A 21,618-nucleotide genomic window follows, 5' to 3' on the forward strand; every position below is an offset into this window, starting at 1 on the left:
GCGTGTGCGCGCTGTGCGAGCACACCCTGCAGTGGACCAATTGGCACGAACACCGCCACTGCTTCCAGTCAGCGGCTGTCCGGCCGGCAGAATGCTGGGCGCTGCAAGAAGGCAGCGGCCTGGCCTTGTGCGCCCAATCGCTTGCGGCTCGCAGGACGACAGCTGCTCGCTTCGAGGTGCGCCTGACGGTACTCAAAGGCCTCGGGAAAGTCATCGACGGTGGCGATGCAGCCGTCATCCGCTACCTGCGCACGCTGACCCCAGAACAGACCTATGAACTTGTGCGTTCGGCCGTGCCGGCGTTGCAGGCTCGCGTATCGGCATTGCTCAAGCAGGCCGATGTCCAGGAGCCAAGGCAAGAACGCAGGCAGGTGCAGATACCGGAATCGATCCCGGAGCAAATGAGGGACAAGCTGCTGCAGTACGAGGCGAAGCTTGAACGCCGATCCGACCGGCTGACCGAGAAGGGCCACACCCGTTCGTACACCTACATCGCACGGCTGATGTCTGAGCCGCGGAGGCTGGCCATCTACCTGGCTGCGGAGGGGCACACCTCTTGGCTAAGCATGAAAAGGCGAGACGTGGTGTCGTTCATGGCGAAGAACCCCGCCGTTCTGCGCACATCGGTGGAGCGCTTTCTGCGGTTCTTGGAAGAGGACAGGCCTTTCTCTTCAGCATCAACCGTGCATCGCAAGGGTGCCAAGAGAAAGTCGGGCGTCGGGCAGTCAAGCCCACCGCACGAGGTCCTCATGCCAGAGGAACTGAAGCAGATTCTGGATCGCGTGCAGTCTGAGAACACTGAGCCCGAGTACCTGCTTGCGTGGCTGATCTGCAAGATGGGCCTGACCGCGCAGGCGGCCTATGACATCACGCTCGACAAGTTCGAGGTCAACGAAGCCGGGAGGCTGGCCGTCAGGCCGGCAAGGGTCTGGGTGTTGGTGCCCAAGAGTGTTGCTGCCATCTTCGAACGAAACATCGAGCAGCTCTTCCCTGGATGGCGCGATGCCACGCTGGAAGCGCGTTCGCACATGTCGCTGTTCCTCACGACCATCCCGAAGGTTCATGCCTTTGTCAAACGGACCTTGGGGCATAACGCCAGGGTGCTTCGTGCTTCTGCTATCTACGCTGCGATGCGCGCTGGCCACCGAGACCGTGTCACGCTTGTCGAAACGATGGGCGTATCAATCGCCACCATCCAAAAGCTTGAGCGTCTGCTGTCTGCTGATCTGCACCGCACCCTGCCGGCTGAGTTCGTGAAGGAGCGCAACAAGCACATCATGGGCACCGCTGGAACTCAGGACGATGGAACCGAGTAGCGGCGAACCCTGGTTCGTCTACATGTTGCAGTGCCGATCTGGGCGCGTCTACACCGGCGTCACGCCGGTTCTGGACCACCGAATCAAGGCGCATCAGACTGGCAAGGGCGCGCTGTTTACGCGTCTCGATCCCCCTCAGCGCCTGCTGGCCGCCAAGCTGTTCCCGAACAAGCGCGAGGCCATGAAGATCGAACGGCAGGTCAAGGGGGTCGGCACGGAGCGCAAGCTTACGCTCGCCCGCATCTGGTCAGAACAGCACCCGGTCGACCAAGCCACCCAGGATCTTCTTACGTTCGCGTAGAGCCTCGTAGCACTGGTACTGGTCGGGCAGGATGACATTGCCCACCGTATCCTGATAGACCGTAGCGGCCTCGATCGCCCAGTCTGGCATGCTCTGCACCCTCTCGACCATTGCGCCGCAGTAGCGGGCGTTTACGAGCTTCTGGAAGGGGTGGAACGAGGGGTAGGCTGAGTCAGACAGCTCCTCAAGTGAGTTGTCGATCGTCGACCTGCATGCCAGCAGGGACGAGCCCTGGTCCAGAGCGAAGATGACACCGCGTTCCTCGCCGCGTATCTGACCTTTGAAGTTCAGCGCCCGGTCTTCGTTGCCGATCCAGAGGTCGAAGACGGCGATCGCGGCTGCCTCGAACGGGTACTTCTGGCAAAGCGCGGACATCGCGCGAACGTGCCCGGTGTTCCGATACACGCCTTGAGGAACCTCGGCATCGTCATCGTCCTCTTCGTTCTCTCCACGGTCTTCCTCGGTGAAGTCGTAGATGTCCATACCGGCCTCTGCGGCACGCAGCGCCGCGAAGCGCATCGCGACATCCTCCGAACCGCGCCTGGCTGGCACGCCGACGACGACCGGGATGCCCAGAAACATCGCCAGCCTGTTGGCGGCAAGCTCTGAGTACAGCTGAGCGCTTGCCTCCTGGTGGTCGCCCTTTAGGACAGCGCCGATGTGCCCGTCCTCGGCGCCAGTCGTGCTGCGCGCGTTGGGCTGCGACGAGCCCGTGATCTCGTAGCAGAGGATCGCCACGGCGGTCAGGGCTGCTCGAAGGCCCAGGTGTCCGCGAGCAGTTCGGCCTGCGCGATGACCTTCTCGGTTGCCTCTGCGGCCTTGTCAGGGGGGTACTTGTGCTTGGCCAGCAGCACCTTGACCATGGCGATCATCTTGGCGCGAGCCGACTTGCGGTTCTGCCAGTTGATCGTCGCCGACTTCCGCAGCTTGTCCGTCAGCTCGTGCGCCAATGCGCGCAGAACCGGGTGTCCGAGTTCGCGAACGGCCGACTCGTTCTCGATGAGGGCCTGGTAGAAGGCGAACTCCTCCTCCGACATCTCCTCTGGCGGCTTGGACCCGTTGATCTCCTTGGCGAGCTTGATCAGCTCCTCGATGACCTCGACCGTCGTCAGCGCCCGGTTCTGGTACTTGGTGATGGCCTCTTCGAGCTTGGCGGTGAACTCCTTCCCCTGGATCGCGTTCTTCCGCCCCCGGGCCTTCACTTGGTCGGCGATCAGACGTTCCAGGAGTTCGGCCGCCAGGTTCTTGGTCGGCATCGCTTGGATCTGGGCCAGAAACGCCTCATCGAGTACCGAGATATCGGGCTTGCCAAGGCCGAGGGTCGCGAAGATGTCGTTGACCCCCTCGACCAGCACGCCCTTGGCGACGAGCTGTCGCAGGGCAGCTTCCTTCTCGACCTTGGACCGCCACTCGCCGGCGCGAGTCAGCTTGATCAGAGACACCCGCAGGGCCTGGAAGAACGCGATCTCCTCCCGTAGCGCCATGGCGGCGTCGAGCGTGCCTGCCAGCGCCTGAGCCTTGGTGAGCTTAGCCACCTGGTCCAGGAACGAGCGCACGCCGCGGTTGCGTCCCTTCTCGTCGGTCTCCGGGTCGACCAGTAGCAGGTGCTCCATGGCAGGACCGAGAAGGCTGAGCGCAACCTTCGGGTTCTGGAACCCGGTGTAGTCGAAGCCGTGGAAGAACTCCTTGCGGATCACATCGACGGTGTCCAGAAGGATCTTCAGCGCCTGGCCTGAGGTGTCGACTGGCTCCTTGTCGTTGTTGGCGTCGCGGGTGTACTGCTTGATCGCCTTCTTCAGTTCCTCCCCGATGCCGATGTAGTCGACGATCAAGCCTCCGGGCTTGTCGCGCCAGACCCGGTTGGTGCGTGCGATGGCCTGCATGAGACCGTGCCCCTGCATCGGCTTGTCCACGTACAGCGTGTTCACCGGGGGGGCGTCGAAGCCGGTGAGCCACATGTCGCGGACGATGACGATCTCCAGGGGATCGTCGGCGTCCTTGAAACGCTTCTCGATCTGCTTGAACTGCTTGGGGTCCAGGCGGTGAGGCTGGTATTGCGGCGGATCGGACGAGACCGCCGTCATGACGATCTTGATTCGGCCGGCCAGCACATCGGTGCTGTGCCACTCCGGCCGCAACTTCACGATCTCGTCGTACAGGCGGACGCACGCCTCGCGGGAGATGGCCACGATCATGGCCTTGCCAGCGATGGACTCCTTGCGCGTCTCCCAGTGCGCCACGAAGTCCTTGGCCAGCGTTTCCAGGCGGCCTTCAGCCATGGCGATCGCTTCAAGCCGGGTGAGCCGTGAAGCCGTCTTAGACTGCGCCGACTCGTCCTCGTCATCGGTGGCGTCTAGGAACTCATCCATCAGGGCCTGCTTCTCGGCCTCGTTGAAGCGCAGCTCGATGATCCGGGACTCGTAGCTGACCGGGACGACCGCCTCGTCTTCCTGCGCGGCGATCATGTCGTACACGTCGACGTAGGTGCCGAACACGCCCTCAGTGTCACGGTCATCGAGACTGATCGGCGTGCCGGTCATGCCCAGGTAGATGGCGTTCGGCAGTGCCTGGTGCATATACTTGGCCAGGCCGTACTTGGTCTTTCCGGTCTTGGTGTCGAGAGTTGCCTTGAAGCCGTACTGGGTCCGGTGGGCTTCGTCTGCGATCACGATGACGTTCGACCTCGGGCACAGCTCCGGAACGTTGTTCTGACCCGGGTCGGGCGCGAACTTGTTGATCGTCGTGAAGAACACCCCGCCAGCCTCGATGGACGAGAGCTTGTCGCGCAGGTCGTCGCGGTCCGTAGCCTGCTGCGCTGTCGCCCGCAGAGACACCGCGCAGTCAGCGAAGGTCTCGAACAACTGCCCGTCCAGGTCCTTCCGGTCTGTCACGAGCACGATGGTCGGGTTCTCGAACTCAGGCCGATCGCGCAGGGCCATGACGTAGAACAGGGCGAGCAAGGACTTGCCCGAGCCCTGGGTGAACCAGATGACGCCGCCCTTGCCGTCGCGCTTGTCGAGCGCGGAGAGAGCACGCTCCACGGCACGCAGGACACCGTGGTACTGGTGCCACTGCGCGATGATCTTGTACGTGGCACCTCCGTTGGCACCTCCGAAGGCCACGAAGCCCCGGAAGAAGCTCAAGAGGGTCGCCTCGTCCATGAGCCCTCGGATCAGAACCTCCAGCTCAAGCTGGCCCTTCCCGACCTTTTTGCCGTCGAGCAGTCGCCAGCGTGAGTGACGGCTCAAGTCGGCAGTCACCGACCCATACCGAGCCACTGTGCCGTCCGAGATGACGTTGAGCAGGTTGAAGAAGAAGAGCTGCGGGATGTCGACCTTGTAGGTCTGGATCTGGTTGTAGGCCGCCTCGATGTCGGCGTTGATGTCGGCCGGGTTCTTCAGTTCGATCACAACCAAGGGCAGGCCGTTGACGAACAGCACGACATCCGGTCGGCGGATCTTCTGCCCGTGAACGGTGAACTGCTGGACAGCCAAGAGGTCGTTGCCGCCCTCGAAGTCGATCACGCGGGCGCGGACTACAGTCCTGCGTCCGTCGGACTCGACACGGTCGACAGGCACGCCGTTCCGCAGCCAGTCGTACAACTCCTTGTTCCCATCGACTACCGACTGCGAGGCGTAGGTGGAGACTGCCACGGTGGCGGTTTCGACTTCCTTCGGCGTCAGACTGGGGTTGAGCCGTACTACCGCATCGCGAAGGCGCGGCTTGAGTACGACATCCGAGTAGCGGCGCCGGGGCGCATCGTCATCAGCCCCGGGCGATAGGTCGTCACCATGAATCGTCGAGAAGCCCAGTCCGGCAAGCCATTCGAGCGTGGCCTGTTCGACGATGGATTCGTCGACGGCCTTCATGCTTGGGTACCCGCTGTCATCTCGTCGCGCAGTTTCGGTGCGACTGAGGTGTAGAGCAAGGCCAGCTTGTCCCCGAACCATGCGTATGCCGCCGGCCACTCCGACTCGTCAGAGCTGGTCATCGGCAGCTTGATGTTCATCCAGCGCAGCTTCCCATCATCCGTCTGACCGAACGACCACTCGGCGCCGATCAGCTCGTTGGCTTCCGTGGGATCGGCCTTCAACGTCTCCCACACGGGGAACGATGCTTCCCGCCAGAAGTACACGTCGAGCGCGACCGCGGCGGGGCGCAATAGGTGCCGAAGCTCGAAGCCGATGTGACGGACCCCTGATTGCAGGCGGATCGTCATCGCGGCGCGCGAATCGAACTGCGGAAGGTCCGCGTGCTCCTGGGCGAGGAAGTCGATGAGCCCGTTCCAGAACCTCAGGCGGAAGGCGCTGCCATCCTCGCCAGCCGCCTCAGGCGCCGCCTTCTCCTTGGGCTGCACGTAGGGCACCTTCGGACCGGTCCAGATGGCTGCCGCCTCCTTGGCGAGCGCCTGGCCACGATCCTTCATCTGCTGTTCGCCCCAGGCCGTTTGATTGGCCAGCTCGCGCGTGATGCCGATGTTGCTGTTCAGGTACTCCTGACGCTTGACGCTGAACGGGTGGTTCCATAGTTCCTGGTTGTAGGCGCTCAACGTGAGGTTGCCAGGCCGATGCAACCACTCGGCGTGAACGCGCTTCGCGTCTTCGCCAAGGTCTGCCAGCCATCCCTCGTTGAGCGTCTGCGGCATGATGTGCTCGACCTGCGCAGCGGCCAGTGCTGCTTGCTCTTTGTGGCCACGCTGGCGCTCGATGGTCTCCAGTACCGTCTTCGTGTAGCCCCGTTGGTAGAGCGGGAAGCTGGCGAAGGCCGCCTCGAAGCGGGCGTCATCTGGCCAGCCACGGTGGAGCAGGTAGGTTTCGAGGGCCTGAACAGGGTCCTTGGCGGCCGTATCGATGGCACGGACGAACATCTGGCCGTAGCCGCGTGAACTCTCAGAACAGATGAACCTGCGGATGATGAAACCCCGCAGCATGGTGATCGCTCTGGCGAGCGCGGCCGAGTCGATTACCCCGTCAGCCCGCTTCTTGAACAGCGAGAGCAGCAGCGGATAGGTGGTGGAGCTTTCCAGAGCGTTGAGCCCAGCAAGAGCCGACGTGACATCTGAGTTCGTGTCTGCCTGCTTGCCGCCGATGGCAGCGTAGTGCCTGGCGTGAGCCAGCAGTTCATCGGTCAACGCCTGCGGCGAGAACCCAGTGGCCTCGTACCTGGCCTCGAAGGTTGTGAAGGTGTCCTTCGGCTGGACGTACTTGCCGTCCATCATCAGCACGTCGCGGAAGAAGCGCGAAAAGGCCTCTTCGTCCAGTCGCCCGTCGGCGGTCGTGAAGCGTGCTTCCAGCGGCGCCCATCTGTCCGAGTCGAACTCGTCCTGGTCGTCCGGCTTGACGTGCATGAACACGAAGTTGCGGATCAGATCGGAAGGGCCGAGCGGCACGCCTGTGGAGTTCAGGCTCTTGAAGATGTTGTAAGCGTTCTCGGCCTCCAGCGTCGCGCACATGAACTCCAGGCGCTGGCACACCAGGTCGAAGATCGAGCGCAGGCCGTTGGCGTCGGCTTCTACAAGCTCCTTGAAGCGCTCCTCGAAGTAGTCGAGGGCATCGGCCATACGCCCGGATGGCTCGCCCTTGCCCGTCACGATGGCGACGTAGTTCTTCTGGTCCTTCGCCTTCGGAAGCAGCCTGAAGTGCTCCTCGCCCTTCTTCCGCCCGTGGACGAGGTAGTCGCCGTTGATCTCGTCGGCCAGTTCCGTCTGACCCACAGATCGCGCGATGTTCCGCAGCGCGATCAACATGATCGAACTTGTGGTTAGCCGCTGCTGGCCGTCGACCATGTGGAAGCGGGTGTGCTGCCCAGGCTGCGCAAGGCCTGGCACGAACACCAGGAACCCCATGAAGTGGTTGCCGATCTTGGTAGGACCGGTCAGGTCGATGATGCTGCTCCAGAGCTTCTGCCACTGCGCCCGGTCCCAGCGGTAGTTGCGCTGGAAGACTGGTATGACGTACTGACTCGGCGAGTACAGGATCTGGCCGAGTGTCTGGATGGACGGCTTCACGCGATCATCTCCCTCAATTCTTCTTTGCATTCTGGCAGCCGCAGCTTGCCGTTGATCAGTCGGGGAAGCAGGGTGTCCCTGACTTCCGCGAGCAACTTCGCAGTCGCGATGTTCGCGTAGATTCGTTGGAACAACGGGCTGACCAGATCATTGAATGCGTTGGCAATGTCGTCGCTAGGTATCGCAACCCTAAACGCTGCCACGTCGTGCCAACTCGTGCGCGGCATGCGCGCACCGTTCGATAGCTGCGTGGTGTAGCTGATGAGCTCGTCGCTTGAGGCGTGCATCGCGACAAACCCAAGCCACTTTGGCTCGGTGGGACGAAGCACAAGGATGTCCGTCGAGCAGACGCCGCGGAAGGGGGCCAGTCCAACCTTATGGAAATACGGGCGCAGCTTTCCGAACAGCACGTCGTTCCGTTCGAACCAGAACTTTCCGCTCTCCAGTCCCGCGGCAGTGCCGGCGCTGTCGAGCGCAATGCACTTCCTCGGCATGTGTTCGAGGCCGATGTACGGTGTATCCGGAGGCATGTCGCCTGGCTTGGCTTGCCCGCGAGGATTTGCGCAGACATCTCCTAGCTTGCCGACCCTCCAACCAACTGGGATTGGGCCAATGGCAGAGCCCTCGAAGCTCGCAGGAAACAGCGTTCCAGTAGTCTCGTCCATGCTCTCCGGCTCACGGCCTTCGGCCTTTGCGCGCACGGGCTTATGGTCGATGAACCAACTCTTGAAGAGGGTTGTCGCGATCGCTTCGAGCGTTGCATTGGCTTGGCGCAGCAATCGAAGTCGATCATCTATGCCCTCACCGATGTCCGCGATGCTTTCCTGCTCCACGGGACTAGGGACGCGCACGGGGAACGCAAGCAGTGCGTCGCTATTTAGCCGCCCGGTGCCGTGCCCTGCCGAGTCCACTCGCTCGTGCAACCTGTCGTGATTACCTATGAGCAAGTACGGCAGGAACCTTGGCGACAGTCCGTTCTTCGGAAGCACCGCCTTCACGTCCTGATTGAAGGTGCTGGGGCGTGTGACCCTGCAGATGGGCACGCGCTTGTGGAGAGTCATGCCACGAGCCAGAAGGAGGATCGTTCCTTCAGGCACAAGGCGGGAAGCTGCTGCCAATCCAGCCTCAGTCAGATGGTCCTCTGAATCTTCGATCCAGAAATCTCCCATGTCCTTTGCGGAGATCCAAGGCGTGGTTCCGCCCCAAAAGTCCTGGTTCGCCTTCGACGGAGTGCTCCCCGATACGAGGGTAACTACATCACCGAGTGGCTGCATGTCAGACGGCATAGCCCAGCGCCCCCAGCTTCTCGCGGATCTTGGCGTCCAACTCGGCACCTCTTGCCAACTGCTCGGCCAGAAGAGCAGTCAGCCGATCCATCTTCTCAGTAAACGCCTCCTCGTCATCGTCCGCAACCTGAGCGCCTACATAGCGGCCAGGCGTCATGACGTGGGCGTGCTGCCGAATCTCCTCCAGCCTCACCGATTTGCAGAACCCGGCTTCATCCGTGTAGGCCCCGCCGTCGGAGAAATCCGAGCCTCGCCACCGGTGATAGGTAAGTGCGATCTTGTGAAGGTCTGCATCGGTGAACTCGACCTGCGTGCGGGAAATCCGTCCGGACACTGCCTTTCGGGCGTCTATGAAGAGGACCTGCTTTCGGCGATCGATCGATCCCCCCACGCCGGCACGCTTGGTAGCGGCCAGGAACCACAGGCAGGCGGGAATCTGGGTGTTAGAGAACAACTGAGGCGGAAGCGCAACCATGCACTCCACTACATCAGCCTCGACCATGGCCTTGCGAATGTCCCCTTCTCCTGACTGCTGCGAAGACATCGAGCCGTTTGCCAGCACGATGCCAGCTCGCCCGCGGCTCGATAGTCGAGCGAGCATGTGCTGCAGCCACGCGAAGTTCGCATTGCCCTCCGGGGGAGGGCCGTACACCCAGCGGGGGTCACCCTTCAGCTTGTCCCCATCCCAATCCTTGATGTTGAATGGCGGGTTGGCCAGGATGTAGTCGGCGCGTAGGGTCTTGTGCTGGTCGTTGGTGAAGGTCGACCCGTAGGTCTGGCCGATGTCGCCGTCCAGGCCGTGCACCGCGAGGTTCATGAGACACAGGCGCCGGGTCTGGGCCATCAGCTCTTGGCCGTGGATAGCGAGGTCGCCCTTCTTACCCAGCGTCTTCTGGTGCGCATCTTTGAAGCGGGCCGACTGTACGAACATGCCGCCAGAGCCACAGGCCGGGTCGTAGATGGTTCCCTTGAACGGCGCGAGGATCTCGACCAGCAGGTTGACGACGCTCTTGGGGGTGTAGAACTCGCCGGCCTTAGCACCTTCGGTCAACGCGAACTCGCCAAGGAAGTATTCGTAGACCTCGCCGAAGACGTCAAGGCTGCCATGCTGCTCTGGGTCGAACTTGAGCCGAGCCACGATGCCCATCAGCTCACCGAGCTTTCCCTCGGCCAGCGCAAGCCGCGAGAACTCGCGGTAAAGGACACCCTTCAGCGACGCGTTCTCGGCCTCGATCTCTCCCATCGCCACATCCAGCTTCTGAGGAAGCTCGACATCGGTTGCTTGCTTGAGAAGGGCGGAGAAGTGAGCTGTGGGCGGGACCCAGAACACGTTGTCCTGGTCGTAGAAGGTCTTGTCAGCCGTGAAGGTGGGCTCGATCTCGGCGCGCGTTGCTGCGTCGTCGACGTACAGGTCCGACTTCGGATCTGCGAGGCGGCGCCGGATCACAGCTGCTTGCGCGTCGAACATGTCGGACACGTACTTCAGGAACACGAGGCCGAGCACGGGGTATTTGTACTCGGCCGCCGACACCGAGCCGCGCAGCTTGTTCGCGGCGTCCCAGAGTGTCCTCTTCAGTTCTTCGTTCGTCATGTGCTCCCTCTGGTTCTTAGGCCTGCTCGGGCTTGGCGCCGGCGAGCAGTGGGTCTTGGATGCCGGCGCGTTCGAACGCGGCGTTCAGCGTTGCGCGGGTGACGCCGAAGTGGCGTGCTACTTCTGTCTTGGTGATGTTCGGGTCCGACAGCATCGCCGCGGCCTTCCGTACGTCGGCCGTCGTGAGCTGAGGCTTGCGGCCACCCTTGCGTCCACGTGCACGGGCAGCGGCCAGGCCAGCGACGGTGCGCTCGCGGATCAGGCTGTGCTCGAACTCCGCGAGGGCGCCGAAGATGTGGAAGACGAGCCGGCCGCCAGAGCTGGTGGTGTCGATCGACTCAGTGAGCGACTTGAAGCCCACATGCCGGCTCTCAAGGTCGTGGACGATCTCGACCAGGTCCTTCAGTGACCTCGCCAGCCGATCGAGCTTCCACACCACCAGGGTGTCGCCCTTGCGCAGCGTGCGCAGGCACGCGGTCAGTTCGGGTCGCTCACGCACCACGCCTGTCGCCTTCTCATGGAACACCTCTTCGCAGCCAGCGGTGGTGAGCGCGTCGAGCTGGAGTTGCGGGTTCTGGTCTTGGGTGCTGACTCGGGCGTATCCGATGATCATCAAACGTACCTTTGAAGTACGTTGATTACTGTACGGGTTCTTCGCCGTTGAAACAAGGCTCCAGCGGCGATTTCGCGGGTACTGGCCGGACGATCAAGAAACGGTCGTTTGTTGACCGCGTAGCCAGCCGGTATCTACGAGCGCCCCGCTTGACGGTGGCCCGGACATCGCTTCTCACTGCGGACGATGACGAGGCCTAACTTGGAGCCAGGGCCGGCATTTGTTGTGAATGATGAAGCCGCGGCGAAGCGCTTATTCGATAGAGCCATCAGGTACTACTTGGGCCAGTTTCTCGAACCAGCCGGCAGCGCACCAACTTCGCCCGACGCAAGCCCCGCCTGGACTTCATCGACGGGAACATGACGCCGAATCGCGTCTGACAACGGTAGGGATCAGCATCAGGAACGACGTACGCATTCGTGTTCGTCAGGTATCCCACGGGGAACCCAAAAGTGTTGTCCCGGGCAAGCCTGCCCGGCGAGGTGTCCTCGGCGCAATAGATAACCGCAGCAGACTCGTGGAGATAGCCTCCCTCCATGAAACACTGGATGACAAACTCTGAGCAAAAGTAGGCCGATTTCGAGGCTCGCGGCTTGGACGATCCCGCGAAGTAGCCGTCCAAAAGTGCCAGCTGATTTTTCTCCCTGGCACGACCGCGTTTCTCCACCCGCAGAGCCTTGAATGCTCGATACCGCGTTCTGCCAAGTTGTCGTGCAATGAACCGCCGAAGTCGGAGAACCGACGAATCCTGCCAAGCGTCTGGGTGCCTGAGTACGGTAACGTGGCCATAGCGTGCGACGAGGTCAGAGATCGCAGTGCGCCGCAGCGACTTCTTCGTCAACATGTCCAGTCCGAAGCCGACCTCGGCAGCGTACGCGGGCGTCTCTGACATCAAGATCGCCGCGTGGACGTATTTGCTGCCAGTGGCTGATTGGATGCGACGCTGCGCAAAGTCAGGGTGCTCTGGCCAGCACAACAGGACATCTCCGACCTTGAGGTCAGAAACTGAGATTAACCCGGGCCGCTGCTGCGATGCAGCATGTGCAGAAAGGTAGCCGGGATGAAGTGGGAAGCTTGGTGGCATTGGCTCGTCCTACAGCGTGCTCTCGTGATCAGCGTATCGCTTCATCAGGTACCAGCACATGCTCAGCGCCATAGATCGCCCAAGCCTGCATGCCTCCTCCTCAGTGAGGCCGATGGGTCTGTGCGCGCCGGGGCTCAGAAACGCATAGACGCCGGCCAGCCCGCGCTCTTCCTCTGCGGTGAAGAAGTCCTGCTTCCGAAGGTGCGCAACAATTGAGCCCCATTTTGTTGGGTCATACGCCAACGGATCGGAATGGAAGCGGCGACAAGCGATCTCGCGAGCGATCGCCTCCAGCGCGACCCGAGCATTGGTCAGGCAGGCGTTGTAGTCGGGTGGATTGCGACGGAACGATTCGGCAGAGTCGTTCAACTTGCTGACGATGTCGCCACCAGGATCGAGGTCTGTCGATTTGATTCCAGCGACCAGATCGTCTTCTATCGGCGCCGAATCCGAAATTGAAGGATCGATGGGAACCAACTCTCGCTCACGAATCAAGAAGCCATCGAGCAGTAGACAGCGCTTCAAGTCGTCGTACCGTTCGGTGAATCTGTAGCGTGGCTTGACTTGGTTCGACAAATCGCCGTTCGTGCGCACGACCTCGTCTAGAACAGAGAGGCAGCCGGCGAGTTGAGCCTGGTCGCGGAGCGCGTTGTTGATGTCGAACAGTTCCCTGCCGGTTTCGATGCTGATTCGCAGTCCGTGCTTCGATAGAAGGACCACTGCCGTCTGGCTTGGGAACAGAAAAAGCAGTTGGGCAAGCGATGCAAGTGTTCGGGTTGATGGCATGGATGGGTCTGCGCTATGTGAGTTGCAGGCGCTCGGCCTTGTCGAAGTGCAGCGGTTTCGATCGCCTCTTCGAAGCATCGGCATCCAGGTTGCGCACCGCCCCAGCCTTCACGAGGCGCACCAGCGAGCTTTGCAGGTCACCTGGAAGCCAGTTTGTGGTCTCAAGGATTTCTGCAAAATCGGACGTAGCGATCCGCCGTTCACCGGTTGAAAGATACCGCCGCCAGAAGGCATCGACCTCATCGGGGCTGCGGCGACCGTCGTTCTGCTCGGGCTTCGGGTCAGCGCCGAACATGTCCGTGACGCCGGTCTTTTGCTGGCGGGCGTCGATCTGCTTCGCGGCACGAACCTGCCTTTGGACCAGGTCAACGCGCTCAGAGATGTCCATGAACTCGACGATGCCCGTTGGATGGCAGGTCACATACACGAGGTGGTACTTTGTGCGTTGATGCAGCGGATCAAGCACGGTGACGTAGGCAGACCTCGGGCGGTACTCGGGACGACTGGTTGGGACGCACCCCTTGAGACTTGTGCGATACGCGTTGACGAGAGCCTGCTCACGCTCAGAAGGCTGAAGACCATCGAGGTTGACCGACGAACCGAGCAGCTTCGTCATCGCATCCTGCCAGTCGGCCATCGACGCCGTGCGGTTGATGAAGTTGTAGGCGAAGTTGATCAGGAACTCTGATCGTGGGCGTTGGAGTAATGGCCTCATCGTCGCGATGACGATGTCCTTCCACCCCTTCGGATCAATGAAGAAGAAGGTGAATGCAGTGGTTCCGCACCACGTCAGAATGCCGTCCCGAAGGTCCACGAAATCACCGCGCAGACATGCATGGGCAACTGTGGGCGGCGCCTTCGTCGAGAGGAATGCAGACAGCCGGTCGAACGCGGTCTTGTCCTTCTCGATGTACAGAGCGCGCATCGTTGCGTCGACCCCGAGCGTTGCGAGTTTCTCTTTGCAAGCGGCCAGCGTCTTGAGCGACAGCGAAATCGACGTGCCGTCCAAGTCCTCGCTTGGTGCGCCCCACGGCCCTGCGAAGCAATCCACAAAGCAGATTTCGGTTCGGCGTGCCTTCTTTGCGCTCATGCCGATGATCAGGACCAGCTTCTCCAGGTAGCTCTTCAGCAGCGCATGCTTCACCATGGCTTGCTCGCGGCCTTCGTAGGTCTCCGGAATAATTGACGTGGCCACGCTACGGTCTCCTGATCTGGATGTCTGTGATTCACCCGACAAGGAACAGATCACGCTGCGGGGGAGGCATGATCTGGTCAGTGTCCTTGATCTGCGCGGAAGACCTCCGCCTCGTGCCGTCGGCTCCGACGATCTCGACCACCTTCTCGTCCAGCAGCTTTCCAACTGACTCTCGGTAGATTTGCGCCGAGGCTGGCGAGCTGTTGCATGTGGTGGCGAACAACTCGCCGAAGCTGATGCCAGCGTCGTCTGCGTACACGAGTCGCGGAATCTGCTCGCCGAGTGCCGAGATGCTTGCGCGGCGAGCTACATCGTCGAACTCGAACCCCAGGCCCGATTGCCCTAAGAAGGCGGCGTCATGGATCGGGTCGTAGCCGACCATCTGGAACATGTCGAGGCCGGGGCCGCCGTAATGGATGAACTGGTTGTTGTTGGCCCAGTGCACTTCCGTCATCACGTCCCGTGCACGATGGTGCTGGGACATGTGGATCAGCCAATAGTCGCCGTGGCCACCGCGATTGCGGATGAAGAAGGGAGTGAAGTGTCGGGCACCGCAGTTCTCGACCAGACGCCGGTAGAGGGTGCTCTGCAGGAACAACCGCCAGTCACGGTCCGACGACTTGATCTCATCGACCGAACGGCCACCGAAGATGTCTGGGATGCCTAGGCCGTCGAGCAGATCCTTAATCTGATCGCCATCGTTGGCGAAGTTCATGAACGAGTCGACGCCAAATGTCAGGATCACCTCTGCGCTCGGCAGCGCATCGAAAATCTTGCGCAGGAGCTGTGTCGGCACTTCCTTGTAGCCGTACTGGTCAAGCGCGAAGATCGAGCGCCCGTTCTTTGGGCTCTTCTTCTTGATGAACGCGATGATCGCGTCAGCCTTGTCCTGGAATCGAGCGTGCTCCAGGTAGATGCCATTACCAAATCGAGCACCGTAGCCGGCCTCTCTCAGCACCTTATCGAGGTGCAGGTGCGCGTGGTGGTCGGCCTCGGTGAAGAAGTAGTCGACCTGGAGTTGAACGGGTTTGCGCCGGTCCTTGTTGATCACGAACTCGGCTTCGCGCGTGGCTTCGAGGAAGATGAAGGGCGAGCCCTTGACCGTCTCTCGCGTGTCGTTGTGAACGTAAAGCCCGCCCCCTGCGAACCCATCTACGAGGGTCAACCGCAGCACATCCTGGTTCGGCGAGCTGACAAGGGTGCGGAAGTAGGCGGCGAGGTATGCCTGAAGGATGCGGTGCTTGGCGACGCTGTGCTGCTGGATGAGGTCGGGGCCGTCTTTCCAGTTGTACTGTTTCAGCGTCATGCGTTCCTTCAGACGTGGGCGGAAAGTGCCGGCATGTCGTCCCAGGTCCTGCCTCCAAGCAAGCGGCCGTTGGCCTTCTTGGAGCGACGTTTGCCGTCTGCTCCCCAGCCTCCCCACTGCTTGAAGAAGAACTGCACTCCCTGGTCCTCGCACTGTTGGCGGACATTCTCGACCCAATCGAGATGCATCGGCCGGGCCTTAGGACCGGATTCTCCGCCGACGATCACCCAGTGAATGTCGGTTAGGTCGAGTTCGCCGACATCTTCGAGCAACGGTTCCACGGAGAGAAAGCGAATGCGGGCGTCGACCTTGCGAAGGCCGTCGATGCGCGGCACGCCGTACCTCCGGTCCTCTACGGAAACGCCCATCCATGCGTTCGTGGGCACCTCGTGTGTCTTGAAGAAGGTGGCCATTCGATCGGCGCGCTTGGTCAGCACCTGGAATGTGTGCTGAGGGCATTGCCGGATCACATCGAAGACCTGGGCGATGTAGTTGTCATCCACACCTTTGTGGAAGAGGTCGGACATCGAGTTGACGAAGTAAACCGTCGGCTTCTTTCGAGCGAGCGGTTCCGCTAGGCGGTCCGGCAGGATGGTCAGCTTGAACCCGTTTTCATACCCAGGTGTGCCCATGGCCTTGAGCCGCTTCGCCATCGACTCGGCGTAGCAGTGCTTGCACCCCGGCGAAATCTTGGTGCAGCCCACGGTCGGATTCCAAGTTGCCTCGGTCCATTCGATCCGGCTTGATTGCGACATGAGGACCTCCTGTTTCTTCAAAGTCAGTTCGGCCGCCTAGACAGCGCGCAGCACGCGCGTCACGACGCCCCAGATGTTCAGCTCGTTCTTGTCGCCGACCAGGACGTCGGCGAAGTCCGGGTTCGCGGCCTGCAGCACCCAACCAGTGGACGTGCGCTTCAGGCGTTTGACGGTCAGCTCACCATCGACATCGGCGATCACGATCCGGCCGTCCTCAGGCGCTACGCCCTGATCGACGACCAGTTCGTCGCCATCAGCGATGCCCGCATCGCGCATGGACCAGCCGGCGACCCTCATGACGAAGGTGCTGCTCGGATCGCGAACCAGGTGCTTGCCTAGATCGACGGCTTCGTCTTGGTAGTTGTCGCCTGACGTGGGTTTGCCGGCGCGCACGCGGCGGCCCAGAGCAGGCACGGAGGTCGCGGCACGTATCGAGGCGACGGGCCTCATCCCGGCGGTCTCACTTTGCGCCTGCGCTGTGCGCTTGACCTCATTCAGGTAGCCCACCACAACGGGGACGAGGCTCTGCGGCACCCGGACCGTCTTGGTGGGCTCGCCGTAGGCAGCCTTGCGGCCGGCACCCTCGCGGGTGCCCCCGTGGCGGGGTCTGGTCGGTTCGGTACGCATGATTTCGTGACGAAATCAAGCCTAGCACGCACGGTTCATCAAAGATAGACGAACCGGCCCTGAGTCCGAGCGGCGTCTAGAGGTGACGCCACTCCAGCAGCACGTCGGTCAGCTCGGGATGGGCAGCCAGGGTGCCTGGATGCAGTGGCTGATGCGCCGGGTCCGAGCTGAGGTCGACGCCAGTGGCGTCGGTAACGACCAAGCCCACCAGCGTGCTGCAGTACAGCGCATCGGGGATGGGGACAGTCCCAGGGAACAGCTTGGAGATGATGACCTGGATGACGGAGTACGGCTCGCCGATGTGCTGCTGGGCCATCACAGAGATGTCAGCGATGTCGGCCATGGAAATCGTGGGATCGGAGAGGCGACGAACCTGGATCGCTCGGTGCTGGCAGTAATTCCAGACCGACTGAGCGGAGACACCGGCGCCTCGCGTTGCATCGACGACCATGCCCCCGCCGATGTAGATCGCCGCGTGGGAGCAGATGGCACCAGCACGAGTCACGGCGCTCAAGCTCATGGCCTGCGACGCCTGAATCGCGAACCCAGCGGCATCCGCTGACCGATGTACGAGGACGATGTCGCCCTCGCGCCAGTCGCTGATGTTGGGCACGTAGGTGCCAGGCCATGCCACAGGAACGAGCGGCTCGCGCAGCGGCGCAACTACACCCCCCGCTTGAGTCGACGGAGGGAGAACCGTACTAGGCAACGGCTGCGGCGTTCAGGACTCGGGGAAGCTTTCGCGTCACAGTGCAGACGACTCGCTGACCCTCATGCAGTGAGGCCAGATCGACACCCTGGGTCTTGCGCGTGAGCGCATACAGGTGCCCGTCACCATCGCGAACCTTGACCTGGTGGTACTCCGGGATGAGCGCCACCACGACCGCCTCGACACGACGAGTGTCTCCCTCGTCCTGGGAGCCCTTTGGCTCGCGACGAGGGTTCAGAGAGAACGCGTAGTTCATCTGAAGATGCATGGGCCGTTCAGCCATTCTTCCCTTATAGCAGGTGACGGAGGAAGGGACAACCAACTCGACGGAGCGAGGTTGGAGCGCCGCGGAAGGCTGCGCGTTCCCGACTACCACTGCTATCGGCTGAAGCGCCTCAGTCTTGATTTCGTTTCGAAATCAAACCTAAGCGTCGGAGGGGACCATGCATGCAATCTGGCTCGCGCTGCATGCAAAACATTGGGAATCGGTTGACACCATGCGACTCGGCCTCTACCATGCAATCCATGCGCTAATGCATGCAAACGCAAGGCAAACACATGAACGACATCCACATGGAGTTCGACGAGCTTCTGACGATGAAGGCCCTGATGTTCAAGGCCGACATCAGCGGCCGGGCCAGCAGCGGCTTCGGCAACCTTTTGCTGGAACGCGATCCCGAGCAGGCGGAGGCGATCGGGATGAAGAACATCTGCTTCCGGATCGACCCTCTGCTGCAGGCGAGGTTCGAGGTCAGCCTGAGTGCTCTCGGCATGTCGAAGCAGGAGGCCTTGTCCGAGGCGCTCCACGAGATGCTGAACCAGTTCGATGCCAAGCTGCGGCAGGTGGGCCTGGGGCCGCTCGACTACGAAGGCCGACTGCGTGAGTTGGGCTTCGAGCTGGGCCCTGAGACTGAGCACGGCCGAAGGCTGGTTCGCGTTGAACCAGCCAAGAAGGGAGACTGACCATGGCCTTCGAATCTTTCGACGACCTGGCTCGCGTTGGTCTGAAGCGCGCATCGATGAAGGCCGCTCGCGTGATCGTGAAATCCGAGTTCAGCGAGCGTCAGCGACCGCAGACGGTCTTCCGATTCTCGGACGATCTGGTTGAGCGCGCAGGCTGGGTGCCTGGGCACGATCGCATCGAGCTGCTCATTGATCGCACTGACATGGCGATCCGTGCGCGCAAGGTGGCGGCCGGAGGCTACAAGCTCATAGGAAACGGCAGCGCACGTCCTTACCTGAAGTTCACGGCGGCCCGGGGCATGCCGATAGCCGACGAAGCTGCCGAGGCAGCAGATGTCGTCGTAGTGGGTGGAGAACTGATGTTCGTCCTTCCTGAAGGCGTTCGGCTCGCAGCATCATGAGCAAGGCGAAACGATCTTGCCATGGGCATGGGCTTGAAGCAGGAAGCCTCTGACCAAGCGGAAGCCACGAACAGTTCAGACCGAGTTGTTCGCTCTCGTAGGGCATTGCTGTCCGCAAGGTAAGAAACGTCGCCGACGTTGCCTGCACGAAAGACCATGAACAACCGACAACTCATCGATGCCTTTAAGGCAAAGTTCCAACTGTCGCACGACCTTGACGTCGCTGAAGTGCTCGAAGTCGCACGCCCAGTGATCAGCGACTGGATTAGCGGAAGGCGACCGATGCCCGTGCCAAAGAAGTTCCGCCTACTCCAGCTGATCGAGTTTCCGAACACGGCGCAGTTCGCTTCTCTGTTCGTTGATCCAACGGAGCTTGCTCAAATGGTGCTTCAAGACCGAAAAGCGATTGCGCGCCTGAAGAAGGCACAAGAGCATTCGAACCGCAAGCGCGCGTGAACCATGAACAACCGACAACTCATAGATCGCTTTAAGGAGGCTCACGGACTAATCTATGACTTGGACCTAGCCTATGTATTTGGCCTGTCCAAGCAGCAGTTGTCCGACTGGGTAAACGAGAAGCGACCGGTTCCCACGCCCCTGAAGTTCCGCATGCTCCAGCTGATCGATTTCCCGCACACCGAGGAGTTCGCTCCGATCTTCGTAGATCCGGCAGAACATGCAGCGCTGGTTCACAAGGACCGAAAGGCCATTGCCGACCTCAAGGCGACACGGCGCTAGCCTACTTGCAAAGCCCTTGCCCCAAATCCCCGCGTTCAACGACAGTTGAGCCGGGGATTTTTCTTTCTGAGGATCATGGACTCTGGACTCGGTCCCACCGCCTCGGATACTCTGCTGCGGCGTTTGCCCCAGCCGATTCAGTTCCAACCTAGTCGCCGCTTGTTATAGATAGCAGCCTGCAAAATCGGAGTCGCCCGCTAGGGGGCATCTGTCCGTACTGCGGCGAGGGAACCATTTATGGGCTCTGCGAAATAACGTGTGGAAGTGACTATGGGTGCGCAAGCTGAGAAAACTGACAAGCGTGCGGAAAGGAGCCGGCGCATGCGGGCCTGCGACGCCGCAGCGGCGGTCCTCCGCGAACACGGGGAGCCCACCATCATGTACGGCGACGAGTGGCTGGCCCACCAAGTGGCCAAGAAGCTCGGCTGGGCACACGAGGGGCCTTTGACAACCCGTCGAGTGCTGGCGGCCCTAGCCAGGACGCCAGGACCATTTGTGAAAAGCCTAGTTCAGATGCCTGGCGACTGCTGCGCCCGCGGCCAGGCGGCTCTGTGTTTCACCCTTTCTGATTCGGAAAATTCACACCTGCGCGGCGGACCTTGCGCCTAAGGCGGGGACAATTGCGCGTAGGGCATGGCCAGCAAAATCGAAGCGAAGCTTGTCGAGTATCACGAGCTTCGTAACCGGCCCCAGCTCGCTTCTCCCTTTTCTCCAATTCGTGATCTGGCTTGGTACGACGCCGATGACTTCCGCCAGTTGCTTGTCTTGGGTGATTTTCAACTGCGTCATCAGCTGCTCGACCAAAGAAAACCAATCCCACTGAACCCTGTCGTGGGCACCGGCATCTTGATCTACGGTCCGCGGCCTGGAATCGACGCCTTCAGCGGATTCAGCCGTACCGGGTGACATAAGCACCTCCGAAGATGCAACGACCATGCCGGAGGTCCCGCCATTGACGACCTTGGCGTATTCCATAATGAGCGCGTGAAGCGAGTCAGCTGCCGGCAGCAACTTCCCGTCGTCGTCGACAACAAATCCGTCAAAACACTGTCGTCCAGCGTTGTTGAGGATCATTCCAATCAGATTCACTTTCATACAGATCCGGAGACGGGCGTTGCCTTCAGCATTGAAACCGTGAGGGGATCAGCGTCTGGATATGAGGGCATGCCCATTGATTTCGCCTGTGTGTAAGGCCTGCCGATCCAGCCGCTCGATCTCGGCCAGGATAGTGCAAGACGTTTGGCTCACAACGCCACAAGGGGCGGTGCCACCGAAGGCGCCGATGCTCGCGAATACTTAGCTCTCAGCCTGCTGCACGAGCAGGCGTGCAGGTCTCCGAACTGCTTGTTGGGTCGGCTGACCGCACCACGAGCCGGCCTCGAAGCAAACCAGCAAGAAGGTCATCAAGCGGTGAGTACAAGACAGCAGAGAGGAAGAGCCCCAGGCCAGCGGAGGCAAAGGCCAGAACGATCACGGCCGTTGCCCCCATCCCAGTGCCAGAGAAGGCCTCGGGCGAAATCGCCTTCATTGCGAGGACGAACGAATTGATGGGCGCGGACGCCATCCACTCGCGGAAGAAGTCGACGGAGAGTTGCGACATGATCACTGCGGCTGCCAGCAGCCCGACTGCGACGACTCGAATGGCTTTCACTGTGGGTCCCTTCGTTGGAGTTCAAGGCACTGATTTTCCAAGCGATCCGCCTATAACAATCGAAAAGCTTCGCTGCGCGCTCGCCGCGGCATCGACGGGGTGCCGTCAGCGGCGTTATCCATCTGGCAGCTTCTTTGACATGGTGGCGATGCGATTGACTGGCCGGTAGCATTAGTCGCATGACCGACCTTCACCATCGCTGCGAGTTGCCACGCCGGCTGCTTTTAGCTGAGTGCATGATTCCCACCGTGAGGATTGATCCAAGCCTTCTGCTGGTGGAAAGTGAGTT

General features: G+C 61.2%; 21 protein-coding genes. 6 read left to right on the forward strand and 15 right to left on the reverse strand.

What is annotated here, in order from left to right:
• Nucleotides 1–2: 2 nt before the first annotated feature.
• Both EOE66_RS16580 and EOE66_RS16585 read left to right on the forward strand, forming a co-directional pair.
• Nucleotides 3–1,316 carry a hypothetical protein gene (locus EOE66_RS16580; protein ID WP_128229845.1) on the forward strand — a complete coding sequence of 438 codons (1,314 nt, stop codon included), beginning with the start codon at nt 3–5 and terminating at the stop codon, nt 1,314–1,316.
• Nucleotides 1,303–1,617 (forward strand): GIY-YIG nuclease family protein, encoded by a 315-nt coding sequence (locus EOE66_RS16585; RefSeq protein ID WP_128229846.1) that lies wholly within the window; start codon nt 1,303–1,305, stop codon nt 1,615–1,617. The genes EOE66_RS16580 and EOE66_RS16585 overlap by 14 nt, the downstream gene beginning before the upstream one ends.
• Here EOE66_RS16585 and EOE66_RS16590 read toward each other — a convergent pair.
• From EOE66_RS16590 to EOE66_RS16650, 13 genes are all read right to left on the reverse strand, one after another.
• A complete protein-coding gene (locus EOE66_RS16590; RefSeq protein WP_128229847.1) occupies nt 1,564–2,355 on the reverse strand; it encodes a hypothetical protein in 792 nt (263 codons plus the stop codon). The genes EOE66_RS16585 and EOE66_RS16590 overlap by 54 nt on opposite strands.
• Before the next feature lie 5 nt (nt 2,356–2,360).
• A complete protein-coding gene (locus EOE66_RS16595; RefSeq protein ID WP_128229848.1) occupies nt 2,361–5,486 on the reverse strand; it encodes a type I restriction endonuclease subunit R in 3,126 nt (1,041 codons plus the stop codon).
• A complete protein-coding gene (locus EOE66_RS16600) occupies nt 5,483–7,624 on the reverse strand; it encodes a DUF262 domain-containing protein (protein ID WP_164885132.1) in 2,142 nt (713 codons plus the stop codon). Before EOE66_RS16600 ends, EOE66_RS16595 begins: the two co-directional genes overlap by 4 nt.
• On the reverse strand, nt 7,621–8,910 hold the full coding sequence (locus EOE66_RS16605) for a restriction endonuclease subunit S (RefSeq protein WP_128229850.1): 1,290 nt from the start codon (nt 8,908–8,910) through the stop codon (nt 7,621–7,623). The genes EOE66_RS16600 and EOE66_RS16605 overlap by 4 nt, the downstream gene beginning before the upstream one ends.
• Nucleotides 8,900–10,501: a type I restriction-modification system subunit M gene (locus EOE66_RS16610; protein ID WP_128229851.1), complete on the reverse strand. Its 1,602-nt coding sequence runs from the start codon at nt 10,499–10,501 to the stop codon at nt 8,900–8,902. The genes EOE66_RS16605 and EOE66_RS16610 overlap by 11 nt, the downstream gene beginning before the upstream one ends.
• Nucleotides 10,502–10,517: 16 nt before the next feature.
• Complete coding sequence (locus tag EOE66_RS16615; RefSeq protein ID WP_128229852.1) at nt 10,518–11,114, reverse strand: recombinase family protein; 597 nt, start codon at nt 11,112–11,114, stop codon at nt 10,518–10,520.
• Between the two features lie 1,093 nt (nt 11,115–12,207).
• Nucleotides 12,208–12,984 (reverse strand): hypothetical protein, encoded by a 777-nt coding sequence (locus EOE66_RS16620; protein WP_205702724.1) that lies wholly within the window; start codon nt 12,982–12,984, stop codon nt 12,208–12,210.
• 13 nt (nt 12,985–12,997) lie between these two features.
• Nucleotides 12,998–14,179 (reverse strand): three-Cys-motif partner protein TcmP, encoded by a 1,182-nt coding sequence (tcmP, locus tag EOE66_RS16625; protein WP_128229853.1) that lies wholly within the window; start codon nt 14,177–14,179, stop codon nt 12,998–13,000.
• A 31-nt stretch (nt 14,180–14,210) separates the two neighbouring features.
• A complete protein-coding gene (locus EOE66_RS16630) occupies nt 14,211–15,485 on the reverse strand; it encodes a three-Cys-motif partner protein TcmP (protein ID WP_128229854.1) in 1,275 nt (424 codons plus the stop codon).
• Between the two features lie 8 nt (nt 15,486–15,493).
• Nucleotides 15,494–16,240, reverse strand: coding sequence for a DUF5131 family protein (locus EOE66_RS16635; protein WP_128229855.1), 747 nt, complete (start codon nt 16,238–16,240; stop codon nt 15,494–15,496).
• Between the two features lie 36 nt (nt 16,241–16,276).
• Nucleotides 16,277–16,867, reverse strand: a complete 591-nt coding sequence (locus EOE66_RS16640) for a LexA family protein (RefSeq protein WP_128229856.1) — start codon at nt 16,865–16,867, stop codon at nt 16,277–16,279.
• Nucleotides 16,868–16,943: 76 nt separating this feature from the next.
• The gene (locus EOE66_RS16645) at nt 16,944–17,480 is read right to left on the reverse strand and encodes a YiiX/YebB-like N1pC/P60 family cysteine hydrolase (RefSeq protein ID WP_164885134.1); all 537 of its coding nucleotides are present in this window, start codon (nt 17,478–17,480) and stop codon (nt 16,944–16,946) included.
• Nucleotides 17,481–17,568: 88 nt separating this feature from the next.
• The gene (locus EOE66_RS16650; RefSeq protein ID WP_205702725.1) at nt 17,569–17,859 is read right to left on the reverse strand and encodes a protein kinase family protein; all 291 of its coding nucleotides are present in this window, start codon (nt 17,857–17,859) and stop codon (nt 17,569–17,571) included.
• Between the two features lie 275 nt (nt 17,860–18,134).
• On the opposite strand from EOE66_RS16650, the gene EOE66_RS16655 reads away from it, so the two are divergent.
• The 4 genes from EOE66_RS16655 to EOE66_RS16670 all read left to right on the forward strand — a co-directional run bounded on the left by EOE66_RS16655 (nt 18,135) and on the right by EOE66_RS16670 (nt 19,678).
• Nucleotides 18,135–18,539: a hypothetical protein gene (locus EOE66_RS16655; protein WP_128229859.1), complete on the forward strand. Its 405-nt coding sequence runs from the start codon at nt 18,135–18,137 to the stop codon at nt 18,537–18,539.
• Between the two features lie 2 nt (nt 18,540–18,541).
• Nucleotides 18,542–18,940 carry a hypothetical protein gene (locus EOE66_RS16660; RefSeq protein WP_128229860.1) on the forward strand — a complete coding sequence of 133 codons (399 nt, stop codon included), beginning with the start codon at nt 18,542–18,544 and terminating at the stop codon, nt 18,938–18,940.
• Nucleotides 18,941–19,096: 156 nt separating this feature from the next.
• Complete coding sequence (locus EOE66_RS16665; RefSeq protein WP_128229861.1) at nt 19,097–19,396, forward strand: hypothetical protein; 300 nt, start codon at nt 19,097–19,099, stop codon at nt 19,394–19,396.
• Between the two features lie 60 nt (nt 19,397–19,456).
• Entirely contained in the window at nt 19,457–19,678 is a 222-nt protein-coding gene (locus EOE66_RS16670) for a hypothetical protein (protein ID WP_164885135.1), read from the forward strand.
• 579 nt (nt 19,679–20,257) lie between these two features.
• On the opposite strand, the gene EOE66_RS16675 is transcribed toward EOE66_RS16670, so the two are convergent.
• On the reverse strand, nt 20,258–20,773 hold the full coding sequence (locus tag EOE66_RS16675; RefSeq protein ID WP_128229863.1) for a helix-turn-helix domain-containing protein: 516 nt from the start codon (nt 20,771–20,773) through the stop codon (nt 20,258–20,260).
• A 208-nt stretch (nt 20,774–20,981) separates the two neighbouring features.
• Nucleotides 20,982–21,329: a hypothetical protein gene (locus EOE66_RS16680; protein ID WP_128229864.1), complete on the reverse strand. Its 348-nt coding sequence runs from the start codon at nt 21,327–21,329 to the stop codon at nt 20,982–20,984.
• Nucleotides 21,330–21,618: the final 289 nt, after the last annotated feature.

It is taken from the genome of Rubrivivax rivuli, from assembly GCF_004016505.1.
GTDB lineage: Bacteria > Pseudomonadota > Gammaproteobacteria > Burkholderiales > Burkholderiaceae_C > Rubrivivax > Rubrivivax rivuli.